Annotated in this window: 14 protein-coding genes; 3 read left to right on the top strand and 11 right to left on the bottom strand. The window is 41.6% G+C overall.

Annotated elements, in window-relative coordinates; genetic code table 11:
- Positions 1-211: 211 nt before the first annotated feature.
- Positions 212-823 carry a hypothetical protein gene (locus tag PHEP_RS05270; RefSeq protein WP_012781216.1) on the top strand — a complete coding sequence of 204 codons (612 nt, stop codon included), beginning with the start codon at positions 212-214 and terminating at the stop codon, positions 821-823.
- A gap of 400 nt (positions 824-1,223) precedes the next feature.
- Here the strand turns inward: PHEP_RS05270 and PHEP_RS22315 are convergent, their stop codons facing one another.
- From PHEP_RS22315 to PHEP_RS05245, 5 genes are all read right to left on the bottom strand, one after another.
- Entirely contained in the window at positions 1,224-1,481 is a 258-nt protein-coding gene (locus PHEP_RS22315; protein ID WP_262495152.1) for a tyrosine-type recombinase/integrase, read from the bottom strand.
- A gap of 222 nt (positions 1,482-1,703) precedes the next feature.
- Positions 1,704-2,153: a hypothetical protein gene (locus tag PHEP_RS05265; RefSeq protein ID WP_012781215.1), complete on the bottom strand. Its 450-nt coding sequence runs from the start codon at positions 2,151-2,153 to the stop codon at positions 1,704-1,706.
- Positions 2,153-5,614: a DUF6443 domain-containing protein gene (locus PHEP_RS05260; protein ID WP_238326543.1), complete on the bottom strand. Its 3,462-nt coding sequence runs from the start codon at positions 5,612-5,614 to the stop codon at positions 2,153-2,155. Before PHEP_RS05260 ends, PHEP_RS05265 begins: the two co-directional genes overlap by 1 nt.
- Before the next feature lie 11 nt (positions 5,615-5,625).
- Positions 5,626-8,880 carry a hypothetical protein gene (locus PHEP_RS05255; RefSeq protein WP_012781213.1) on the bottom strand — a complete coding sequence of 1,085 codons (3,255 nt, stop codon included), beginning with the start codon at positions 8,878-8,880 and terminating at the stop codon, positions 5,626-5,628.
- 272 nt (positions 8,881-9,152) lie between these two features.
- Positions 9,153-9,500 carry a helix-turn-helix domain-containing protein gene (locus PHEP_RS05245; protein ID WP_012781212.1) on the bottom strand — a complete coding sequence of 116 codons (348 nt, stop codon included), beginning with the start codon at positions 9,498-9,500 and terminating at the stop codon, positions 9,153-9,155.
- Between the two features lie 199 nt (positions 9,501-9,699).
- On the opposite strand from PHEP_RS05245, the gene PHEP_RS05240 reads away from it, so the two are divergent.
- Positions 9,700-10,425, top strand: coding sequence for a LytR/AlgR family response regulator transcription factor (locus PHEP_RS05240; protein WP_012781211.1), 726 nt, complete (start codon positions 9,700-9,702; stop codon positions 10,423-10,425).
- Positions 10,426-10,430: 5 nt separating this feature from the next.
- Here PHEP_RS05240 and PHEP_RS05235 read toward each other — a convergent pair whose 3' ends face one another.
- Positions 10,431-12,173, bottom strand: a complete 1,743-nt coding sequence (locus PHEP_RS05235) for a hypothetical protein (protein WP_012781210.1) — start codon at positions 12,171-12,173, stop codon at positions 10,431-10,433.
- Between the two features lie 150 nt (positions 12,174-12,323).
- On the opposite strand from PHEP_RS05235, the gene PHEP_RS05230 reads away from it, so the two are divergent.
- On the top strand, positions 12,324-13,127 hold the full coding sequence (locus tag PHEP_RS05230; protein ID WP_012781209.1) for a response regulator transcription factor: 804 nt from the start codon (positions 12,324-12,326) through the stop codon (positions 13,125-13,127).
- Between the two features lie 23 nt (positions 13,128-13,150).
- On the opposite strand, the gene PHEP_RS05225 is transcribed toward PHEP_RS05230, so the two are convergent.
- From PHEP_RS05225 to PHEP_RS05205, 5 genes are all read right to left on the bottom strand, one after another.
- The gene (locus PHEP_RS05225; protein WP_012781208.1) at positions 13,151-14,068 is read right to left on the bottom strand and encodes a sugar phosphate isomerase/epimerase family protein; all 918 of its coding nucleotides are present in this window, start codon (positions 14,066-14,068) and stop codon (positions 13,151-13,153) included.
- 109 nt (positions 14,069-14,177) lie between these two features.
- Positions 14,178-15,002: an alpha/beta hydrolase gene (locus PHEP_RS05220; protein WP_012781207.1), complete on the bottom strand. Its 825-nt coding sequence runs from the start codon at positions 15,000-15,002 to the stop codon at positions 14,178-14,180.
- 11 nt (positions 15,003-15,013) lie between these two features.
- Entirely contained in the window at positions 15,014-15,883 is an 870-nt protein-coding gene (locus PHEP_RS05215; protein ID WP_012781206.1) for an ROK family protein, read from the bottom strand.
- A gap of 253 nt (positions 15,884-16,136) precedes the next feature.
- Positions 16,137-16,439, bottom strand: a complete 303-nt coding sequence (ppnP, locus tag PHEP_RS05210) for a pyrimidine/purine nucleoside phosphorylase (protein WP_012781205.1) — start codon at positions 16,437-16,439, stop codon at positions 16,137-16,139.
- Positions 16,440-16,558: 119 nt separating this feature from the next.
- Positions 16,559-17,446 (bottom strand): PorP/SprF family type IX secretion system membrane protein, encoded by an 888-nt coding sequence (locus PHEP_RS05205; RefSeq protein WP_012781204.1) that lies wholly within the window; start codon positions 17,444-17,446, stop codon positions 16,559-16,561.
- Positions 17,447-17,457 lie beyond the last annotated feature (11 nt).

The following is a 17,457-nucleotide window of genomic DNA, read 5'->3' as shown; positions in this document are numbered from 1 at the left end:
AACTAATATCTACCATTAGCGTCTGAACCAGACAATATTAAAAAAAGAGAGTGCAGCCGCACTGCACTCTACTTTTTTTTGAAAATAAATTTAACAACATCATCCATTGATTTTAATAGCAGGAAGTCAATCAGAATTAGCAATGAAGCGTCGATATAGTTATCATGTAGTCACTAAAAATGTATCTTTGTTTTGACCATTACAAACCAAAATGAGTGCCCTTAATCAAAAAATAATAGGTAAAACTGATCATGAATTGATGTTTTACATCAACAATGTTGACAAACACACAGAAGAAGCAGTACACCTGGCATTGGCCGAATTAAAAAGCAGGGGTATTCAACTTCCCGAAACAATTGATGATGATATTCAAAGACAATTAGACGCAAAAACTGTTCTTGAACATCAGAAAAATAGAAATGCATGGAAAAGTAATGTTGTAGAGAATCTGGAAGCTCCTCAATATTATTCGAAAAATGCTATCTATGTGTTCTCCATTTTATTCTCTACATTTTTTGGGTCATTTATGCTGGCTTCAAATTGTAAAGATGCCGGTAAACCGGGCTGGCCTGTAATACTTTTTGGTTTATTTTATTCGGTAATTGCTGTAGCCATATTAAACTACTTTAATGCCAATAGCCCCTTTACATTTATTGCCAGTGGCATTGGTGTATTGGCAATGTACGAACTGTTTTGGGCCAGGCATATAGGTGCAGATACCCAGTACCGTGCAAAACCAATTTGGAAACCACTAATCATTGCCGCCATTATATTTGTCCCGCTAACTGCCCTGATGATTTACAGTATATCGTCGCAGAAGTAAACTTAATTTTAACTCAAGGCACGCCGAACGATTTTCTTTGAAGTTTGGCCTAAAGTAAAAACAGCCTTTAGCCCAATTCATCATAATTGTAAGATGTCTTATTGATATCCTCGAAAAAATAAATCTGATCTCCCTCAATTTTATGCAGCCAAATCAAATCCCTAGATTTACCCATATACTCAATCTCTAATGTTTCTGCATTTATACGTGATAATCTAAAAGCAGTTCCTAAAAACCTTTTTATATGAGCTGGTGCATATATAAATCCATTTTCAATTAAAATAGGCCCCCGTGTACAAGGCTCACATTTTCTATAGCCAGCCAGGCCAAAAAGCAACTCACATACATCCGGTGCTGATAGATGGTGTCAGGTTTCAAGCCCTGTTCGTTTAAGTATTCCTCAAAGCTGTTCATGGACAATATGTGTATAGATCTGTGTGCTTTCCAGGCTGCTATGTCCTAAGAACCGCTGGATCTGTTCAAGCTTCATACCAGACTGCAACAGGTGTGTAGCAATGCTGTGTCGTAAAGTATGTGGGCCGATTGGCTTCTTTATCCCTGATGCTGACCGTAGTTTCTGCATCCGCTCAAAAGCAGTCTTTAATCTTTTTCCGTTGGCATTTAGTAATAACGCCGGTTCCTTTTTACCGCTGAGCAGGTAAGGCCTGGAGAAGTTCAGGTAGTATTCCAGGTTTTTTTATTATCTTGCCAGAGAAGGCAACAAAACAGGCTTTGACAAGCAGACACTCAAACTCATTGATGAGATCGAAGAACTCGATCCATCTATTAAAGGTAAACTCCTGTTCCTGGCTAATGCAATTATTCGCGACGCCAAAACAGGTAAAGCATATTCGTAATATAACAAAAACGCCCGGCTTTTTTATATCGGATCTCCAAACAATCTTTTATAGGTAATAAATTGCTCAGACTTTTCAATGTGATGAACAATAAATGTTGAATTAAGACCTAAGATTTCGAGATTATCTAGAATAACAAATCCGTTCAAATGGCAAAATTCAATTACAGAATTTAAGATTTCAGAATAATTATATCTGAAATCAATACGTACGTCGATTCCAGATATTTTACTCTCCTCCAGGAAAAATCTAATGCAGGTGGATTCGCTGTCACCATACAAAATAATTTCATCACTCCAACTTCTACTACGCTCCAACCCAGCAGTTAAAGAGTCAAAAAATTCAATTCCAAGATCAAAATTCCCCCAAAAATCAAAGTTATTATAATCATCTAAGGTAATAAAACCCGAAGTTCCTAAATCAGATAAAGCTCCTCTCGGTATTATTTCAATTGTATACTGCCAAATTGCCATTAGTGTTTTGTAAATTGAAAATCTGCCGTTGTCCTATAGCTTCCGTAAGGCAATTGCTCTGCTTGCACCGGCACTTGTGAAAACCCTAACTTTTTAGCTGCCTGCACACGATGGTGACCATCAACTATATATTTGTTGCCTTTATGTTCTATGTATTTTACTGGGTCAGTTATCCCGCCATCTTTTTTAATTAACGCTTCCACTTTTTTTAAGTTTGATCCTGTTGTACCATGTGTAGGCGTTAAATCAAAAGGATTAAGCATATTACTTGCAGCATCTCCATCCTTAATAATTTTCACACCTTCACTTGCCGCTCGACCTTCCTGACCTGTTTTAGCCAATAATGTACCCGTTGTACCTTTAGCCAGAGAACCATTGAAAGCTAAAGCATTTGCACCATCACCCAGATGACCTAGGGCATCTTTTAAACCACCTTCACTAGGAACCTGAGCCATACTGTACCCTAATGTGCCACCTTCACTGTCTACAGATTGCCATTTCATTCCGGGGGCAGCCTTGTTTATACCTAAAGCGTCACCAGCAGCTGCTACAAGTGTTCTGAGTCCATGTATACCATCTCTAATCGCACCCCCTATGGCCATTCCGGTTTGAACACCAATCAATTCGTCATCTCCCGGGCCATAGCCATCGTCTGGCCACATACCATCGGGATCCGTAAATCTCATTGGGTTATTAAATGCATAGGTATATGGTGACCATCTTCTTCCCTTCTCAGCTAACGGATCAATCACGTTCCACCTTCCAATCTCCGGGTCATAGAACCTTGCACCATAATCGAGCTGTCCCAGCTCACTTTGCAACTCCTTGCCATTGTAAAGATATTTATTATTTCCAGAAATTGGAACTCCTGATTTTCTTAAACCAAAAGCATAATAATCGTCACTTTGTAAACGTTCCAGCAAACCACTGGATGGGTGTTGATAGAACGTATACCGCACATTACCCAAATGGTCTGTCAGGTTATACTCATAGCTGTAGGTACCACCATTGCTCCTCGCTTTACCCTCCTCGGTCATGATGAACTCTATTGCCCCTCCGGTGTATTGTACCCCATCCACATAATCTGAAGGGGCCTCCATGTTACTCACCTTTTTCAGTTTCCTGCCCATTGCATCATAGGTATAGGCAATGTTCAGTCCCGATCCATTAACAGTGATGGGTAAGTTCAGGTGGTTATAGGTTAAGTTTACACCGGTACGCCCATCGGTAACCGCATTCCCATTCCCGTCATAGGCATAACTCCCGGCAGCCAGCCCGCCACCTGAGATGCTCTTCAGCCTGTTGCCTTCGTAAATATAGCTGCCCGCTCCTGCTCCATCCCTGTTCAGGGTACTGATGTTGCCCATCACATCATAACTCAGCACTTCACTCATCGATATCGCCCCGGTACTTACCCCGCTCAGTAAGCGGTTCAGCTTATCGTATCCATAGGTAAAAGTATTGGGGTAGGTCGTCGCTGCTCCCCAGTTCTGGTTAGCGATATTGCCATTGTACTGCGGTACGGTGCCATCGTCGTACTTCAACCTTATACTGAACTGGTCTGATCTACTGTTGCTCAGCCAGCCCCGTTCGTTATAGGCATAATCCGTATGTTGCAAAAAGCTTGTTCCATTATCCGTACTGTGCAGCCATTTTTTGCTCAGCTGCCCCAGTTCATTGTAGTCCAGCTTGCTCAGCACCACTTCAGGCTGACCGTTAATGGATTCCATGGTCGCCTTCTTCCTTCCCATATGGTCGTATTCATGCCGGGTGGCAATAGTAGTGGCTGGGCCCGAGCCACTACTATGGGTACGGGTACTGCCCGTCAGCTCACCGGCAAAGTTCCAGGTATTCTCCGTAAGGTCTGTACCGCCCAAATGGTTCTCTGCTGCTGTTTTGAGCACCCGGCCATCTTTGTCATAATAGTTCACGCTCAGGTAACGGGTACTGCTGTTCACCTGGTAAACAAAACTGCCCGTCTGCAGTCCTTTTACCCTGGAGGCCGACATCTGGGTAACCCCGTCAGGCTGGGGAAAGCTATTGCCCGGAAAATTGTAATCGTCGTAGTAATTGATCGTATGGTACCAGGCAATGTTGTTCTGAGGGAATGAACCGTTGTCATAATCGGTCCCGCTACCCAGCCTGTTTTCCCAAAGTACGCTCTGGCTGTTCAATGTACCGGCCAGGCTGCTCCTGGAAGCCCCATCTCCGTATACACCGGTAATTGCTACCCTGCCCAAAGCATCGTATTTGGTAAACAGCCACTGGTTAGCTACCCTTTGCAAGGAGTCCTGGCTCAGCACCAGCTGGTCCAGTTTGTTGTACACCATGTATTCCCAGTCCTTGCCCGGAAGCTTCTTTTCAATCAGCCTTTTACGCCCATCGTAACGGTACTGGTAACAGAACTGGTCCTGCAGTGTCTGGGAAGGCAGGGCCAGGGCATCCGGGTTTGCACCTGGTGGCAGCACAAAACTTAAGTTCCCCAGGTCATCATACACATAATAGGTGCTTAGGGTTTCAGTCACATCATTTTTATAATTAAATACACGCTTCAGCACTACCCTGTCCTCTTTGTCCTTATATTCTTCTGTGGTACCGGCTTTGCCATCGGTACTTGCCCAGTTCTCGTCCTTGCTGATGCTCAGGTACAGTTCATTGGCAGTGTAATAACCTGTTCCGCTGAGTATCCGTTTGTGTTCTTCTCCGGGGGTTGCAGAGGGTACAGCCTGATACAACCGTACTGCATAGTCTGTACTGTTGTTGGAGCCGTACTCCATTTTCTGGGTATGACCGGCACTAAGCTGCCAGCTGGCACCGGGGGATCCCTGTTCCAGTACCCGGTTCAAAGGTGAAGGTTCAAACCTGCTCTCTGAAAAGGCCGTGTTTGTAATCGTGGCCACACCTGCCGGGGGGCTGTTGTAAAAACCTGCCTGACTGGTTATTGCAGAAGGCTTAAAGCTGCCATTGGCACCTGTAACAGTAGAGTAAGGCAGGTATTTGAACTGCTCCCGGCCAAAGGCATCATAGTCAACAGGCTGCACCACATCCTTAAAGCCGGGACTGCCCTGTACCGTCACCGTTTGCAAAGGCCTGCCCAATCCATCAAAATACTGTACGGTCTGGTTTACCTCGCAGGTACTCAGTGTGGCATTGATGTTCCCTTCATTTACCCCTTCTTTTTTAAATACCTTGGTACTGATGTAATTCTGATCTGCACTTGGGGTACTTACCAGGTCCACACATTGCTGGAAACTCGCCCCGGTAAAGATCCTTACATTCTTGCCCGCAGGGATGTAAAATCCATCCGTCAGCGTTATACTCCCGGTAGCTTTAATTTCAGTCTGGTTGCTGTAAGTGTTCAGCGTAAGGTGCTGGGCATTTGAACTGGTAAAACCTGCCACTAAGCAAACAGCGATATATTTCCATGCCCTTTGGGGCGTTAAATTCTGATATAATTTCATGATACGGAGCATTAAGGTTTATAATGATAATCGTAAGATTTGACAATGTTCCCATCCTGGTCTTTGATATACTTTAACCGCTGGAAACTATCGTATTCATAATAGGTGGTCATGCCTTTGGCATCGGTAGCGCTGGTTGTCCCCATAAAAAGATCATAGGTAAAACTAGCTACCTGGGCATCCTTCAGCCTAGAATCCGTCCTTAAAACGGCCAGAAAATTTCTTACCTCTGTATCGGTTTTCGTATAGCTGCCACAAAATGTGTTTATTGCCCCCAATCCACCAAGAACAGCCTCTACAGTGGCATAATCTGCATTTTTAATTTCAGCTATAGGCTTACTTCTTCCGTATCCCCATACGTAACATATTTTGCTGCCTTTTTCCTGCGACACACTTAATGCATTCCCGGCATCGTCATATTTATGGTAACGTATCCTGCTTTCGACAGGGCTGCCTGCAACCGACTGCACCTGCACACTATCCGGATAAAACAAATGGGTAAAAGGCTGGGTATAATTAATGCGTGTAAAATCGGTTTGTACTGCATCTTTTAATCGCTGCTCTTCAACAACCGGCTGAATCAGATGATCATTAACCATTGCCTGGTATACACCACCTGGGTCTTCACCTAAGGAAACCTTTTCATGAGGGTATTTATATTTGATCTCTATCGTTTTTTGATCACTGCCAGTTGTGCTTACCCTGGTTTGCTGCGTATGTAAAGGGTTGCCATATTCATACACTGTTTTGCTTTTTACATAGCCACCGTTCTCATTGTAATCATAAACAGTGCTGGTATCCTTATAAACCCAGGCAGAGTAAAACCGGTATTTGTGTATATTAAAACCCTCAAACTCCCGATAAGCAGGGGGATTGGAGTGGGTAGGGTAATCATAGGTTTTATTAATTACGTATGCATCAGTAATGCTCCGAACACTTTCATGATAATGATTTACAGTCCTCTTTAAATTAACAAAAGTGCTGTCCTTTTTTTTAAAAATGATCTGTTCTTTTTCAAGACCATTTGAAAAGCCATTATTAGATAATTTTACACCTAATGTTACATTATTCCCTATGACAGGCATAGACCGGGAATCTCTTTCGACTATATATTCATGGGAAGTTCCACCATTTTCCAGATTTGATCCCAGTGCTTCAATCACATTACTGTAATACATATAATTTTGTGAATAAGGATACTGATTAACCAAAGAATTAGAATACGCAACCATATTTCGGCAGGGGAAATAGGCCAACATAGATGATTCTGCCGCACAAAAACCCGAGTTATAAGAGGTAACATCCTGAAATAACAATGGGGCATATCCAACATTTCCTGATGACTTACTTAAATCTGATAACTTCGCATAATAAAAACTTTTAACCAACTCCGGCTCAGCGGCACTACTCTTACTAATCAGACTGCTCACCCTAAGCCCGGGCACCTGGACATTTGTTGTAACTTCCAGAGGAACCCCATCATAAGAAATCACTGAAGTACATCTTAAATTTGGAACAAGACAGGTAATTCTGTAAAAGTAAGATGTTGTTAATGCAATCCCGGTCAGGTTTTCTGAAACATCTTGCCCCGCTTTAAGCGTTTTTGAAAAAACCAATTGCCCATCTGAACTGCGCAACACTTCTACGATCATCAGGTCCTGATCCGGATCATAAGATGATGAACCATCTGGACCCATTTCAATCCACATATGGGCGGCCAATGTCACCGTCTGAGAATTGGTAGTTGTAAAATTGGGAGACGTTTTTACTATTGGGTAAATGGTGTTCGTTCTTGGGACACTTAAATTCAGGCTTTCTCGTTGCTGCACCGTTTTAGTGGTAAAATAATCGTTCAATGAATAAAAAATACGATCAGTACCCCCTGTAGGGTACTCAATTTTAATCAAGGCCCCTTTAACTGAACTTCCCCAATCTGGATCCCTGTCGGCAGTAGCTCTCAAAAACATCTGCTGATCAATTGTACTGACTGGTTTTGGGATTAAACTTGAATTTAACTTCCCATTAAAGTGGCCCAATACATCCTGCGAAAAAGACAACCTTGGAGGCATTGCATTAATGTCCTCATAGGTAAATGTATGTTTTCCCTCTTCCTCTCCATTTTTTCCCTTTTGTTTTAAAAAAGTCAAATACGGCCTGTATTTTAAACTGGTCTCATTGCCATTCCAGGACTCATAAGTACTGGAAGATATTCCATATTGATAATCAAATTGAAATGATTTCAATACCTGATTATTATTTTTAAGGGTAATTTTTTCAAGCAATTTATCACCATTATTTGCTGATGGTAAATCCAAACGCGTGATGTAATCAAACTTCACTTCCATAGACCTGAATTTGATCTTTGAGAGCATTTTTCCATTTATATACAATAAACTTAAACTGGTATTTTCATGGTCTACAATGTCACATTGCAGATTGGGACAGGGGTTCTGGTTTTCAATATCAAAAGACCTGGTTAACGTTTGTGAAATACCGGCTACATAATCATAAGCTATACCCTGATAGGTAAAATTAACGGTCTCTTTATTCGGCAGGACAACCTTTGTCAGGTACCAGGAGGTAGGAACGGAGGCGCCAATAGGTTGGTTTACACCACCACTCACCGAGGTAGCTGAAGTATACTCGGTATCCTCAAAATAATATACACTCCCATCCGGTGTTTTTATCACTACTGATGATGAGGTTGTACTATTGAAAATAAAAGATATTTTCAGATTGGAATGCGGAATTGATATTGGGTTTTTGTTGGCATCCAATATAAATTTACCGGAATAGCCATTAAAATTATACGAGAATTCATCTGGCTCAGTATCCATGCTATTGCTCACAGCTACATTCTCTAGATAAGTCAGGAAATTCTGACCAAAACTGTTCCAGTCTGAAGGCAGGGTAGATCGGGTACTTAATTCATCCGGGTTATGGTTAACACTTCTGGTTACCACCCCACCTGCACTTAAAGCCCAGCCCATGCCAACTCTGGATGCAATCTGGTCTACTTTAACCCCGGAAGTAAAATACTGGATATCAATAGGCATTGCCCACTGATTGCCCTCTAAAGTAAGCAAGGGCACTTTAAAATTTAATGAACCTGTCTGTAAACCCACATCCAGATTGCCATATTTGGAAAGGGCTGCAGCATCAGGTGCCGGGGGGATATAAACCGGCAATTTATTATAGTTAGTTTGTGCCTTAACAACAGACAGGCAACTAAAAATGAATAATAGAATACAATAATGCTTTTTCATTGGTATATAATTTATAATGTCATTACTCGTTAAAATTTACCCCCAATACTAAAAAAAGAGAGTGCAGCCACACTGCACTCTCTTTTTTTTTGAAAATAATTTTGAAAAAGATTTTCGGGATTCAAAAACACACTTTAACACCCAATAAAGCCATGTTTATTGCAACACAGCAAGGCAAGTTTCAGCAATTTCCACAAAAAAGCCGGGACATTTTTTTGCCCCGGCCAGATTTTTTCTTCCTGAAAAATGGTTTTGTTTACCTATCCCCGTGTTTAAACAGCCAATGTTAAAATGGCAATTTCTTTGATCAGGTCTGGTAAAAGACACCAGGCTAAAATCAGTGGTGAGAAGTATTTTTTCAATGCCTCATCTATAGCCTCTGTAACAATTTCTTTATTATTGGCGCGGAATTTAAAATCGCATCGCCCTTTTTCCGTATAAACGTAACTTTGCCTGACATTGTCAAAGCATATAGGTGCTTCGCAATCCTGTCGCATTTTTTTGATGATGTACTTCACCTGCCGCGGTGAAATATTCAGTTTTTCGGCAAGAACCTCAACAGGTCCGGTGTTTCTAATGCAGATTAACTCATTTAGTCTTTGATAAAGCGGTAAATTCATGTAGCGTTTAATTTAGTAAGGTGAACAATTATTGCACTTAGTTAAATACTTTTTTTTTAAAAACGTAACTCTTTATACGAAATGCAGGCTTGCAGGGACATAAAGCCATCTTGCCGATACGAAAAGAAAATATGTACCATTAGTGAATGGTATATATTTAGAGTTAATTTTTGACTTTTTATTCTCGATTTACTAAATAATGATCTACACATGTATTATAATTGACGACGAACGCCACTTTACAACATTACTGGAAGAATATATTGCTGAGCTACCTGAACTGGAACTGATCAAAACATTCCACGATCCGACAAGGGCCATTGCCGAACTTACAGCAGAGCACTTTATAGCAGATATCATTTTCCTGGACATTCATATGCCACACATCAGTGGTATTGAACTTGCACCCCATTTAAAAAAGAAATGCAAATTCCTGGTATTCATTACCGCACACGCACAGTATGCCGTAAATGCCTTTGATCTGGAAGCCGATGATTTTTTGTATAAACCATTTAAAATAGAAAGACTTCAGCAGTCGATAAAAAAAATAACAGGTCATACAACTCCTGCAGTGCAGGAAAATACAGACAACGATTTTTTCTTTATAAAAATATCAGGTACGCAATCTAAATACCTAAAGTTTTTATACAGTGAGGTCATTGCATTTGAAAGCGACAAAAATTACATCAGAATTTATACCCCAAACGATTGCTACAGAATTTATCTGGGCATCAACGAAGTTGAAAAAAAGCTTGCCGGCCGAAATGACTTCATAAAAGTACACCGATCCTTTATCATCTCAAAAGCCTACATTGAACTGGTAGAGAACAATATGGTGGTCATGAAAAACAGCAATGTCCAGGTTGTCATCGGAAAGCAGTACAAGGCCTCATTTTTTGCTTATCTGGAAAGTCACAAGTTTTAATAAAATCACATCCTAAAGGCTCCGCTATCCATTTGCGCAGCACGCTGCAACAGCTGCTGACGGGTCTGCTCCAATTGCTTAATTTCATTTGCCGGTAGCTTTGAACGGCAATTTTTTAAAGTGATCTCTATCAGTTTAGCCTTGGCCCGTTCACAACTTGCCTGGCTGGTATTTACCACGGTCTGGCTCGAACATTTTTTATATTCAGGCGATGATTTCCATTCACTTTCCGATACTTTACTGCAAGCATCAGCTCCCCCGATCTGCGCGCTGTTATTGTTACTTCCACCACTTGCCTGACTACCTGCAGTAGCTGTATTGTTTTGAATTGCAAACTGCAGACCGGTATTGATATTCGAAATAAATGTCTGGTTAAGCGATCTGTAGGTTTCATTTAAAGAATTGGAAACGGTTGCTTTGTCCGAAACCGTACGATCTAAGATCGCATCCAGGCGCGTATCCATCTCATTTTTATCCTGCAACAGCATTTCCAGATCCGAAGGGTGGATCAGGTACTGGGATACCTGGCTTAAAAATATATTTTCCTCATTTTTCAGATCCTCCGCCCTTTTTTGCAGCATCGTTGTGATGCGGTTTATCCTGCCCATGTTTTTATTTTGCCCAGCCTTAAGGATCATATTCGTAAACAGGCCACCAATAGCACCTGAAACATCGCTACCTGTTAATGAATTAATTGCATTTTGCTGCTCGTTTGCTTGCTTTACACCTGCAATTCCACCTTCTATTTCAATCAGTTTAACACCCAGGTTCAAACTAATATTAACCAGTTCAGCTTTTTTGGCCTTAATTAAATTGTATCCGCTTCTTAACCGCAACAGATTGGCATATACCTGATTGGAACTTATATTTTTCTGGCTGAGGGCATTTGCAGATTTGATTTCATTGCACAACGTTTCATCGTTTAAAAACTGGTTTACCAACGAGGTAAGCGCTACTGGAAAGGTAGTGGCAAAAACAAAATGTTCCGTAAGCTTTGGTCGCGACATCTTGCCATGTTCGCCTTCAAAGAATATGGCCTGACCATAGGTTTTCAGGACTTTTCCGGAAACATCTTTTACCACCAGCTGGTACAGGGAATGGGAAGGAAATTTAGCCGCCGTTTTGGCCTGCATCCAGGTATTGCTCTGTACATATTGAAAATCCAGTACCAGGTCATCGTAAAAAAGAGAATCTGTATCATAGGCTGAATTTGCCAGGTCTGAAAAAACTACCTTTACTGCCCCTTTCTTTTCCAGGACTTTGCGCACTTCCGATTTATACAGCGCATTCATCTTATCGTATGCAGCCCTTGAGTTTGATTTCAGGTTATACAATTCGGGATATTCGATATCAAACCTATTGTAAATGTAATTTTCCCTGTCCAGATGAAATTGCACCCCTGATTCTCTGGGGGTAAATTGGACAATGATCCTGTTAAAACCATTTAAGGTATTATTGCTGTTGGCAAAAAATGCCGGAAACTCTTTTTGATCAAACCGGTCAAGAAAAAAATACCCGTCGTAATCAAGTCCCATAGGAGAAGGAATGACATCTGCTTTATCAAAAACATACCGTCCGTCCTGATTAAAATCGGGAAACTTTTTTTGAAAATCATCTCTGGGAACGTATGTTCCTTTGATGTTACAACTCTTGATGTGAACTGCCGGTACTTCAGGCAGTTTATGCTGTGCATATGCTGTAGCTACAGACAAACCTGTTAAAACGATACAGATCGAAATAAATTTCATCTTTTTAGTTATAATAATTGTCAGCTAAATTAGGTCGGCCTGCCATCCACATCAATAGCCATAAATAGCTATTGATGTGGTCATTATTATTTTTTAAAAAATAGCGTTATATTTGATATACTACATTAATCTCCATATTGTTAAAGTATCATGAACATTGCGCGTCCGCTCAATTTTACTTTCAAAGGGCATCTGCAAAACATCTACTACACCAATGATGCCATTGATGAACAGCACATTAAGGGGCTTATGTCCAGATTTGAGCAGATGAGCATGGCTATGAACAACATCACACCCTTGCTTTTTGTGATTGATTATACCAAATCCCAGTACCTGGTCATGACAGATAGTTGTCGGATCATCACAGGACACCATCCTCAGCAATTGCTGGAAGGTGGCATGCCCTTTCTGATTGATATCTATCAGAAAGATGACTTCAGGATTTATAATGAAAACGTGTTTACGGCGAATGCCAATTTTTTAAAATTGCAGCCCCAGTCTGAACACCACAAATTTGTTTTTTCGTATAATTTCAGGGTAAGAAACAGCGAAGAAAAATATATCCCTATTTTTCAGCGGGGAAGCTATATAACTTCCAGAGAAACAGGTTTACCGCTCTACAGTTTGGGCATGGTTACAGACATCAGCCCTTTTAAGAAAGACAGGCAAATTTACCACAGTATAGAAAAAATAGAAGAAAGCAATGGAATCATCACCAAACAGATCATTGATGAGAACTACTTTTTCCCTTATGCAGAAGATAAACTGCTATCGCACCATGAAAGAGATATCCTATGTTATATGGCCGACGGGCTGAGCAGCAAGCAGATTGCTTCCAGGTTCAACATCAGCGAAAATACGGTAGCCAACCACCGGAAGAACATGCTAAAAAAAACAAACACGAAAAATGTTGCCGAACTGGTAAGCTTTGCCTGCAAAACTCAGCTGATATAAACTATTGAAACGATCGGGTAGGATTATCCCTGTTTAAACACTTTCTCTAACAGGGCCTTCGTTTTCCTGATCCCTTCGTCTTCCGTTTCTCCTGCCCCTGAATACTCAATCCCTACTATTCCATTCCATTTTGCGGCTTTAATGATCCTGAACATGCGGCTGTAATCGATGTCGCTTTCTTCACCATCAGCATTAAATTTCATCGTTTTAGCACTTACCCCCTTGGCAAAAGGCATCATTTCTTCCACGCCCAGGTACCGGTCATATTCCTTTCCGTTCCCCAGGGCAAAGTTCCCAAAGTCGGGCAAGGTTCCACAATAAGAGCTGTTTACCCCTTTGATTACATCCGTCAGCCACTTGCCATCGGAAGAATAACCACCGTGGTTCTCTACAATAACATTGATCCTGTTCTTTTTACCGTATTCGGTTAACCTGCCCAGACCATCAATGGCCGCAGCTTTTACTTCCGCAGCTGTTCCCTTTCCCCCTGCATTTACACGGATGGTCTTACAACCCAGAAATTTGGCTGCATCTACCCATTTATAGTGGTTCTCTACCGCAGTTAGTCTTGCTTTATCGTCGGTATCGCCCAGGTTACCTTCCCGGTCTACCATAATCAGGTGGTTCTGGATCCCTTCAGAATCAGTCCGGTTTTTGAGTTCTTTCAGGTAAGCCGGGTCTTTCTCTTTCTTATCAAAAAATATACTTACATATTCTACAATGTGAATATCAAAATCCCTTTTCGCTTTCAGCGGAAAATCAAGGTTGTCCAGTTTTTTGGCAAACAAGGTATTGTGCAGCGACCATTGGGCCAGGGAAATGAGATAAGGCTCCTTTTTAAAAGCACTTAAAGCTTCCAATGGCAGCAACGAAGCAAGCCCTACCCCTGCTGTCAGCATCCCTAAATCTTTAATAAAACTTCTGCGGTCTTTTGTTTCCATAATGTGTATTTATAGGTGTGTATTTTTATCTAAATGTGTATTGTACACGTAAGAATTCTAAACATTTAAGTAAGTATATGGGTAAACTAACAGAAAATATACCTTCGGTTTATTTTCCCTTCTTATTAAAAAAACCATTAAAAAATAACAGCTGGTACTTAACCGCATTGTTCCAGTATTGCCCATTGTGCGCACCTGGCCTGATGATAAAATCATGCGGGATATTGCTGTACTGCAACGCTTCATGAAGTTTCATGTTTACCTCGTAAAAGAAATCCTCTTTGCCGCAATCGATGATCAGTGCCAGGCGGTTGGGCACCAGCAAATGGATCATATTAACGATGGTATTGTCTTTCCAGCGTTGCGGGAACTTATCATAATCGCCCAACCTTTTGGCGATATTCCAGTTCAGGGGAAAAGAGGTAAAATCCACCCCGCCACTCATACTACCGGCCGCCCCAAAAGTATCCTGATGCCTGAAAGAAAGGTATAAGGCACCATGTCCTCCCATGCTTAGGCCCGCAATAGCGCGTCCCTTACGGTCTTTTACCGTTTTATAGTTCTTATCTATCCAGTTTACCAGTTCGGTGGCCACATAAGTTTCATATTTCCATTCCGGATCTACCGGACTGTCAAAATACCAGCTGGTTACATTACCATCCGGGCAAACAATGAGGGTTTGGTATTGGTCGGCATATTGACCCAGTTCGGGTGCAATATTGATCCAGTTGGCATAATTGCCACCCGCACCGTGCAATAAGTATACAACAGGATAGGTTTTACCTTCAGCGTAGCTATCTGGTGTAATGACAACAGCTTTAATGTTTTTCTTCATCGATGCACTGTAGGTCTGCACCGTATCTACCTTAGCGGCAAAAGTTAGCTGTATACCAAACAGCAGCATCACGCCGGCAAGAAAAAGTGATCTTCTCATTTTTTGAACGATTATTTATTTACCCATATACAGGCTGCACCTACCAATGCAGCATTTTCCCACATTTCGGTTTGCCTGATCTTTACTTTTTTATTTACCACCAGCTGCTCCAGCTTAGGCATAAAATGGGCCCAGGTCCGGGCAATGTTGCCACCAATAACCAATACTTCAGGATCCTCATCTGCTATAAAATCATTGATAAAACTGCCCAGGTTTGTAGCAAACTCATCAAATATCTGATTCTTTATTGCCGGCGCTGCAACATTCAGCAATTCTTCCACATTCTTTACATCTGCTCCGGTAAGCTCATGGTAACGTTTTAAGAACCACCTGGTAGAAATGTATTCTTCGGCATTTTGCTCCAGGAAAGGCAGGGCCGCACGGTTTACGTCTTTTGGCGCTCCCTTGCAATTACTGGCCGATCCCAAACCTGTGCCTAAAGTAATGCCAATAGCCTTTTTTACATCAGAAGCAGCACCAGCAGCCAGCTCTCCACGTAAAAAAGCCTCTGCATCATTGATAAAAATGATGTTTTCCAGGGGCAGGTTTAAATGTCGGGATAAGGCTTCACCTATATCTATACCATATAAAGCATCGTATTTCTGCACACCTTTAAACAAAGCAATGCCGCTTTGGTAATCAAAAGGGCCAGGCATGGCAATGCCTATTTTTATCTGTCCTGCCGGAAAGCCGTTTACGAGCGGTAAAATCCCCTCAACCCAGGAATTTAGAATAATTTCAGCACTTTCTTTGGGTGCTACACGCTGGCGTACCAGGCTGTCTTCAACAACATGATAGGTAGATGAATCAATATGCGCTGCAGTAATGTGTGAGCCGCCTATGTCTACCCCAATAAAGGGCAGGAAACTGTTTAAGGTCATGGATTCTGTTTAAAAATTTGGTTCTGTTTCTCAAATAAAGCTAATTAAACTGCTTTATTAAAATGTTTTACCAATTTTTTAAAATTTTGAACTCCGTTCTCCTGTTTATCTGATGCTTCGCTTCTGTACATTTTACCGTAACTGGACGCTCACAAACAAGGTAGACTGGCACACTGTTGCCGGAGCAGATGGGGTTATTCCCCCCTCATTTTTGAAATAGAGTTTATTGCTGCGTTAAAACCGAATTAATAACTTAACCGTAATAACACAGATAGGCTACATCTGTATCACATATAATGTCAAAAGAAGCACCGGCTGCCACATCAAATTTATCCTGGGCATGATAGGCCTTATATCCGCTATCGTCTAATTTAACGTTCATTACACCTGCCACTATAACCATTTCTTCAGGTGAAGAGGTTGAAAAGGTATAGTTACCTTTTTTCATTACACCAAGTGTTGCCTTACCTTTTTCTGTTTGCAGGCCAAGGCTTTGAACTTTACCTTCAAAATATACATTGTGGGATATCGGCAGATCTGTATTTGGATTACTCATTGTTTAAATGTTAAATTATTTCCGGCGCAAAATAACCATTGCCCAGTACACATCGAAATTAAATTTAAGAAAAAGTCGCTGTGAAAATAATTCACAGCGACTGCTAAAATTTCAATGTCTTACTTGCTCAGGTTTAACCTAAGGTTCAGTTCAAAACTGCCATTGGTATAGCTGCTTAAAGCTGAAGTCTGCGTGGTATAAGTTCCGCTGATCAGGTATTTCTTTTTGAAGTCCATGCCCAAACCAAATGTTCCGTTTTCTGTACTGTGGTACATGGCCAGCAAAAATACCTGCTTATTGGCAATGCCAAACTGTGCCCCTGCATCCCAGATGTTGTCAAACCCTTTTACACCCCTGTAGGCTACTTTAGGTTCTACATCCATGCCTTCAGCGCCTTCGCTGATCTGGATCTTATAGCTTACTGCTGTATAAAAAGTAGCGACATCGGCCAGTTTGATCACATCCTTTTTCAGTACACTTTTCAGATTGGGTACAGCTGCCTGGATGTTCAGTTTATCTGAAGTATAGGCAAGCCCAAAATCGCCATCCAGGTAGGTTTTACGGTCGTTATACTGTCCTACCGTCGGGTCGCTGGGGTTGCCATAAATATCGGCATTTTCCAGGCGCTGGCTCATGAAACCCAGGGATACCCCAAAATGTAACTGATGGTTATCCTCGTTTAGTTTGAGGTGATAGGCATAACTGCCCACTACCCTGGTCTGGCGCTGCAGGCCGGCACTTTCGTTGTTTACCGTAAGGCCCAGGCCTACTTTGCTGAAGCCATAATCAGCGGTCAGGTTTTGGGTCAATGGCGATCCGGGTACATTGCTCCAGAGTTTACGGTAAGCACCATTCAGTTTTAAACCTTGTCCGGCTCCGGCAAAAGCAGGGTTAATTAAATACTGGTTGGTGTAATATTGAGAGGACAGTGGGTTCAACTGCCCCTTTACTGTGGTACTGATTGCGCTAACTGCAATCAGTACTAAGGTTTTATATATCGTTTTCATCTCTTGTTTTA

Source organism: Pedobacter heparinus DSM 2366 (genome assembly GCF_000023825.1).
Classification (GTDB): domain Bacteria; phylum Bacteroidota; class Bacteroidia; order Sphingobacteriales; family Sphingobacteriaceae; genus Pedobacter; species Pedobacter heparinus.
Note: the sequence above shows the minus strand (reverse complement) of the source record. Positions and strands in the feature narration are given on the sequence as shown.

What these genes read in the sequence shown, in the direction of transcription:
- PHEP_RS05270 (WP_012781216.1), top strand. Translation starts at nt 212, where the DNA reads ATGAGTGCCCTTAATCAAAAAATAATAGGTAAAACTGATCATGAATTG.
- PHEP_RS05265 (WP_012781215.1), bottom strand. Translation starts at nt 2,153, where the DNA reads ATGGCAATTTGGCAGTATACAATTGAAATAATACCGAGAGGAGCTTTA.
- PHEP_RS05260 (WP_238326543.1), bottom strand. Translation starts at nt 5,614, where the DNA reads ATGAAATTATATCAGAATTTAACGCCCCAAAGGGCATGGAAATATATC.
- PHEP_RS05255 (WP_012781213.1), bottom strand. Translation starts at nt 8,880, where the DNA reads ATGAAAAAGCATTATTGTATTCTATTATTCATTTTTAGTTGCCTGTCT.
- PHEP_RS05245 (WP_012781212.1), bottom strand. Translation starts at nt 9,500, where the DNA reads ATGAATTTACCGCTTTATCAAAGACTAAATGAGTTAATCTGCATTAGA.
- PHEP_RS05240 (WP_012781211.1), top strand. Translation starts at nt 9,700, where the DNA reads ATGATCTACACATGTATTATAATTGACGACGAACGCCACTTTACAACA.
- PHEP_RS05235 (WP_012781210.1), bottom strand. Translation starts at nt 12,173, where the DNA reads ATGAAATTTATTTCGATCTGTATCGTTTTAACAGGTTTGTCTGTAGCT.
- PHEP_RS05230 (WP_012781209.1), top strand. Translation starts at nt 12,324, where the DNA reads ATGAACATTGCGCGTCCGCTCAATTTTACTTTCAAAGGGCATCTGCAA.
- PHEP_RS05225 (WP_012781208.1), bottom strand. Translation starts at nt 14,068, where the DNA reads ATGGAAACAAAAGACCGCAGAAGTTTTATTAAAGATTTAGGGATGCTG.
- PHEP_RS05220 (WP_012781207.1), bottom strand. Translation starts at nt 15,002, where the DNA reads ATGAGAAGATCACTTTTTCTTGCCGGCGTGATGCTGCTGTTTGGTATA.
- PHEP_RS05215 (WP_012781206.1), bottom strand. Translation starts at nt 15,883, where the DNA reads ATGACCTTAAACAGTTTCCTGCCCTTTATTGGGGTAGACATAGGCGGC.
- ppnP (WP_012781205.1), bottom strand. Translation starts at nt 16,439, where the DNA reads ATGAGTAATCCAAATACAGATCTGCCGATATCCCACAATGTATATTTT.
- PHEP_RS05205 (WP_012781204.1), bottom strand. Translation starts at nt 17,446, where the DNA reads ATGAAAACGATATATAAAACCTTAGTACTGATTGCAGTTAGCGCAATC.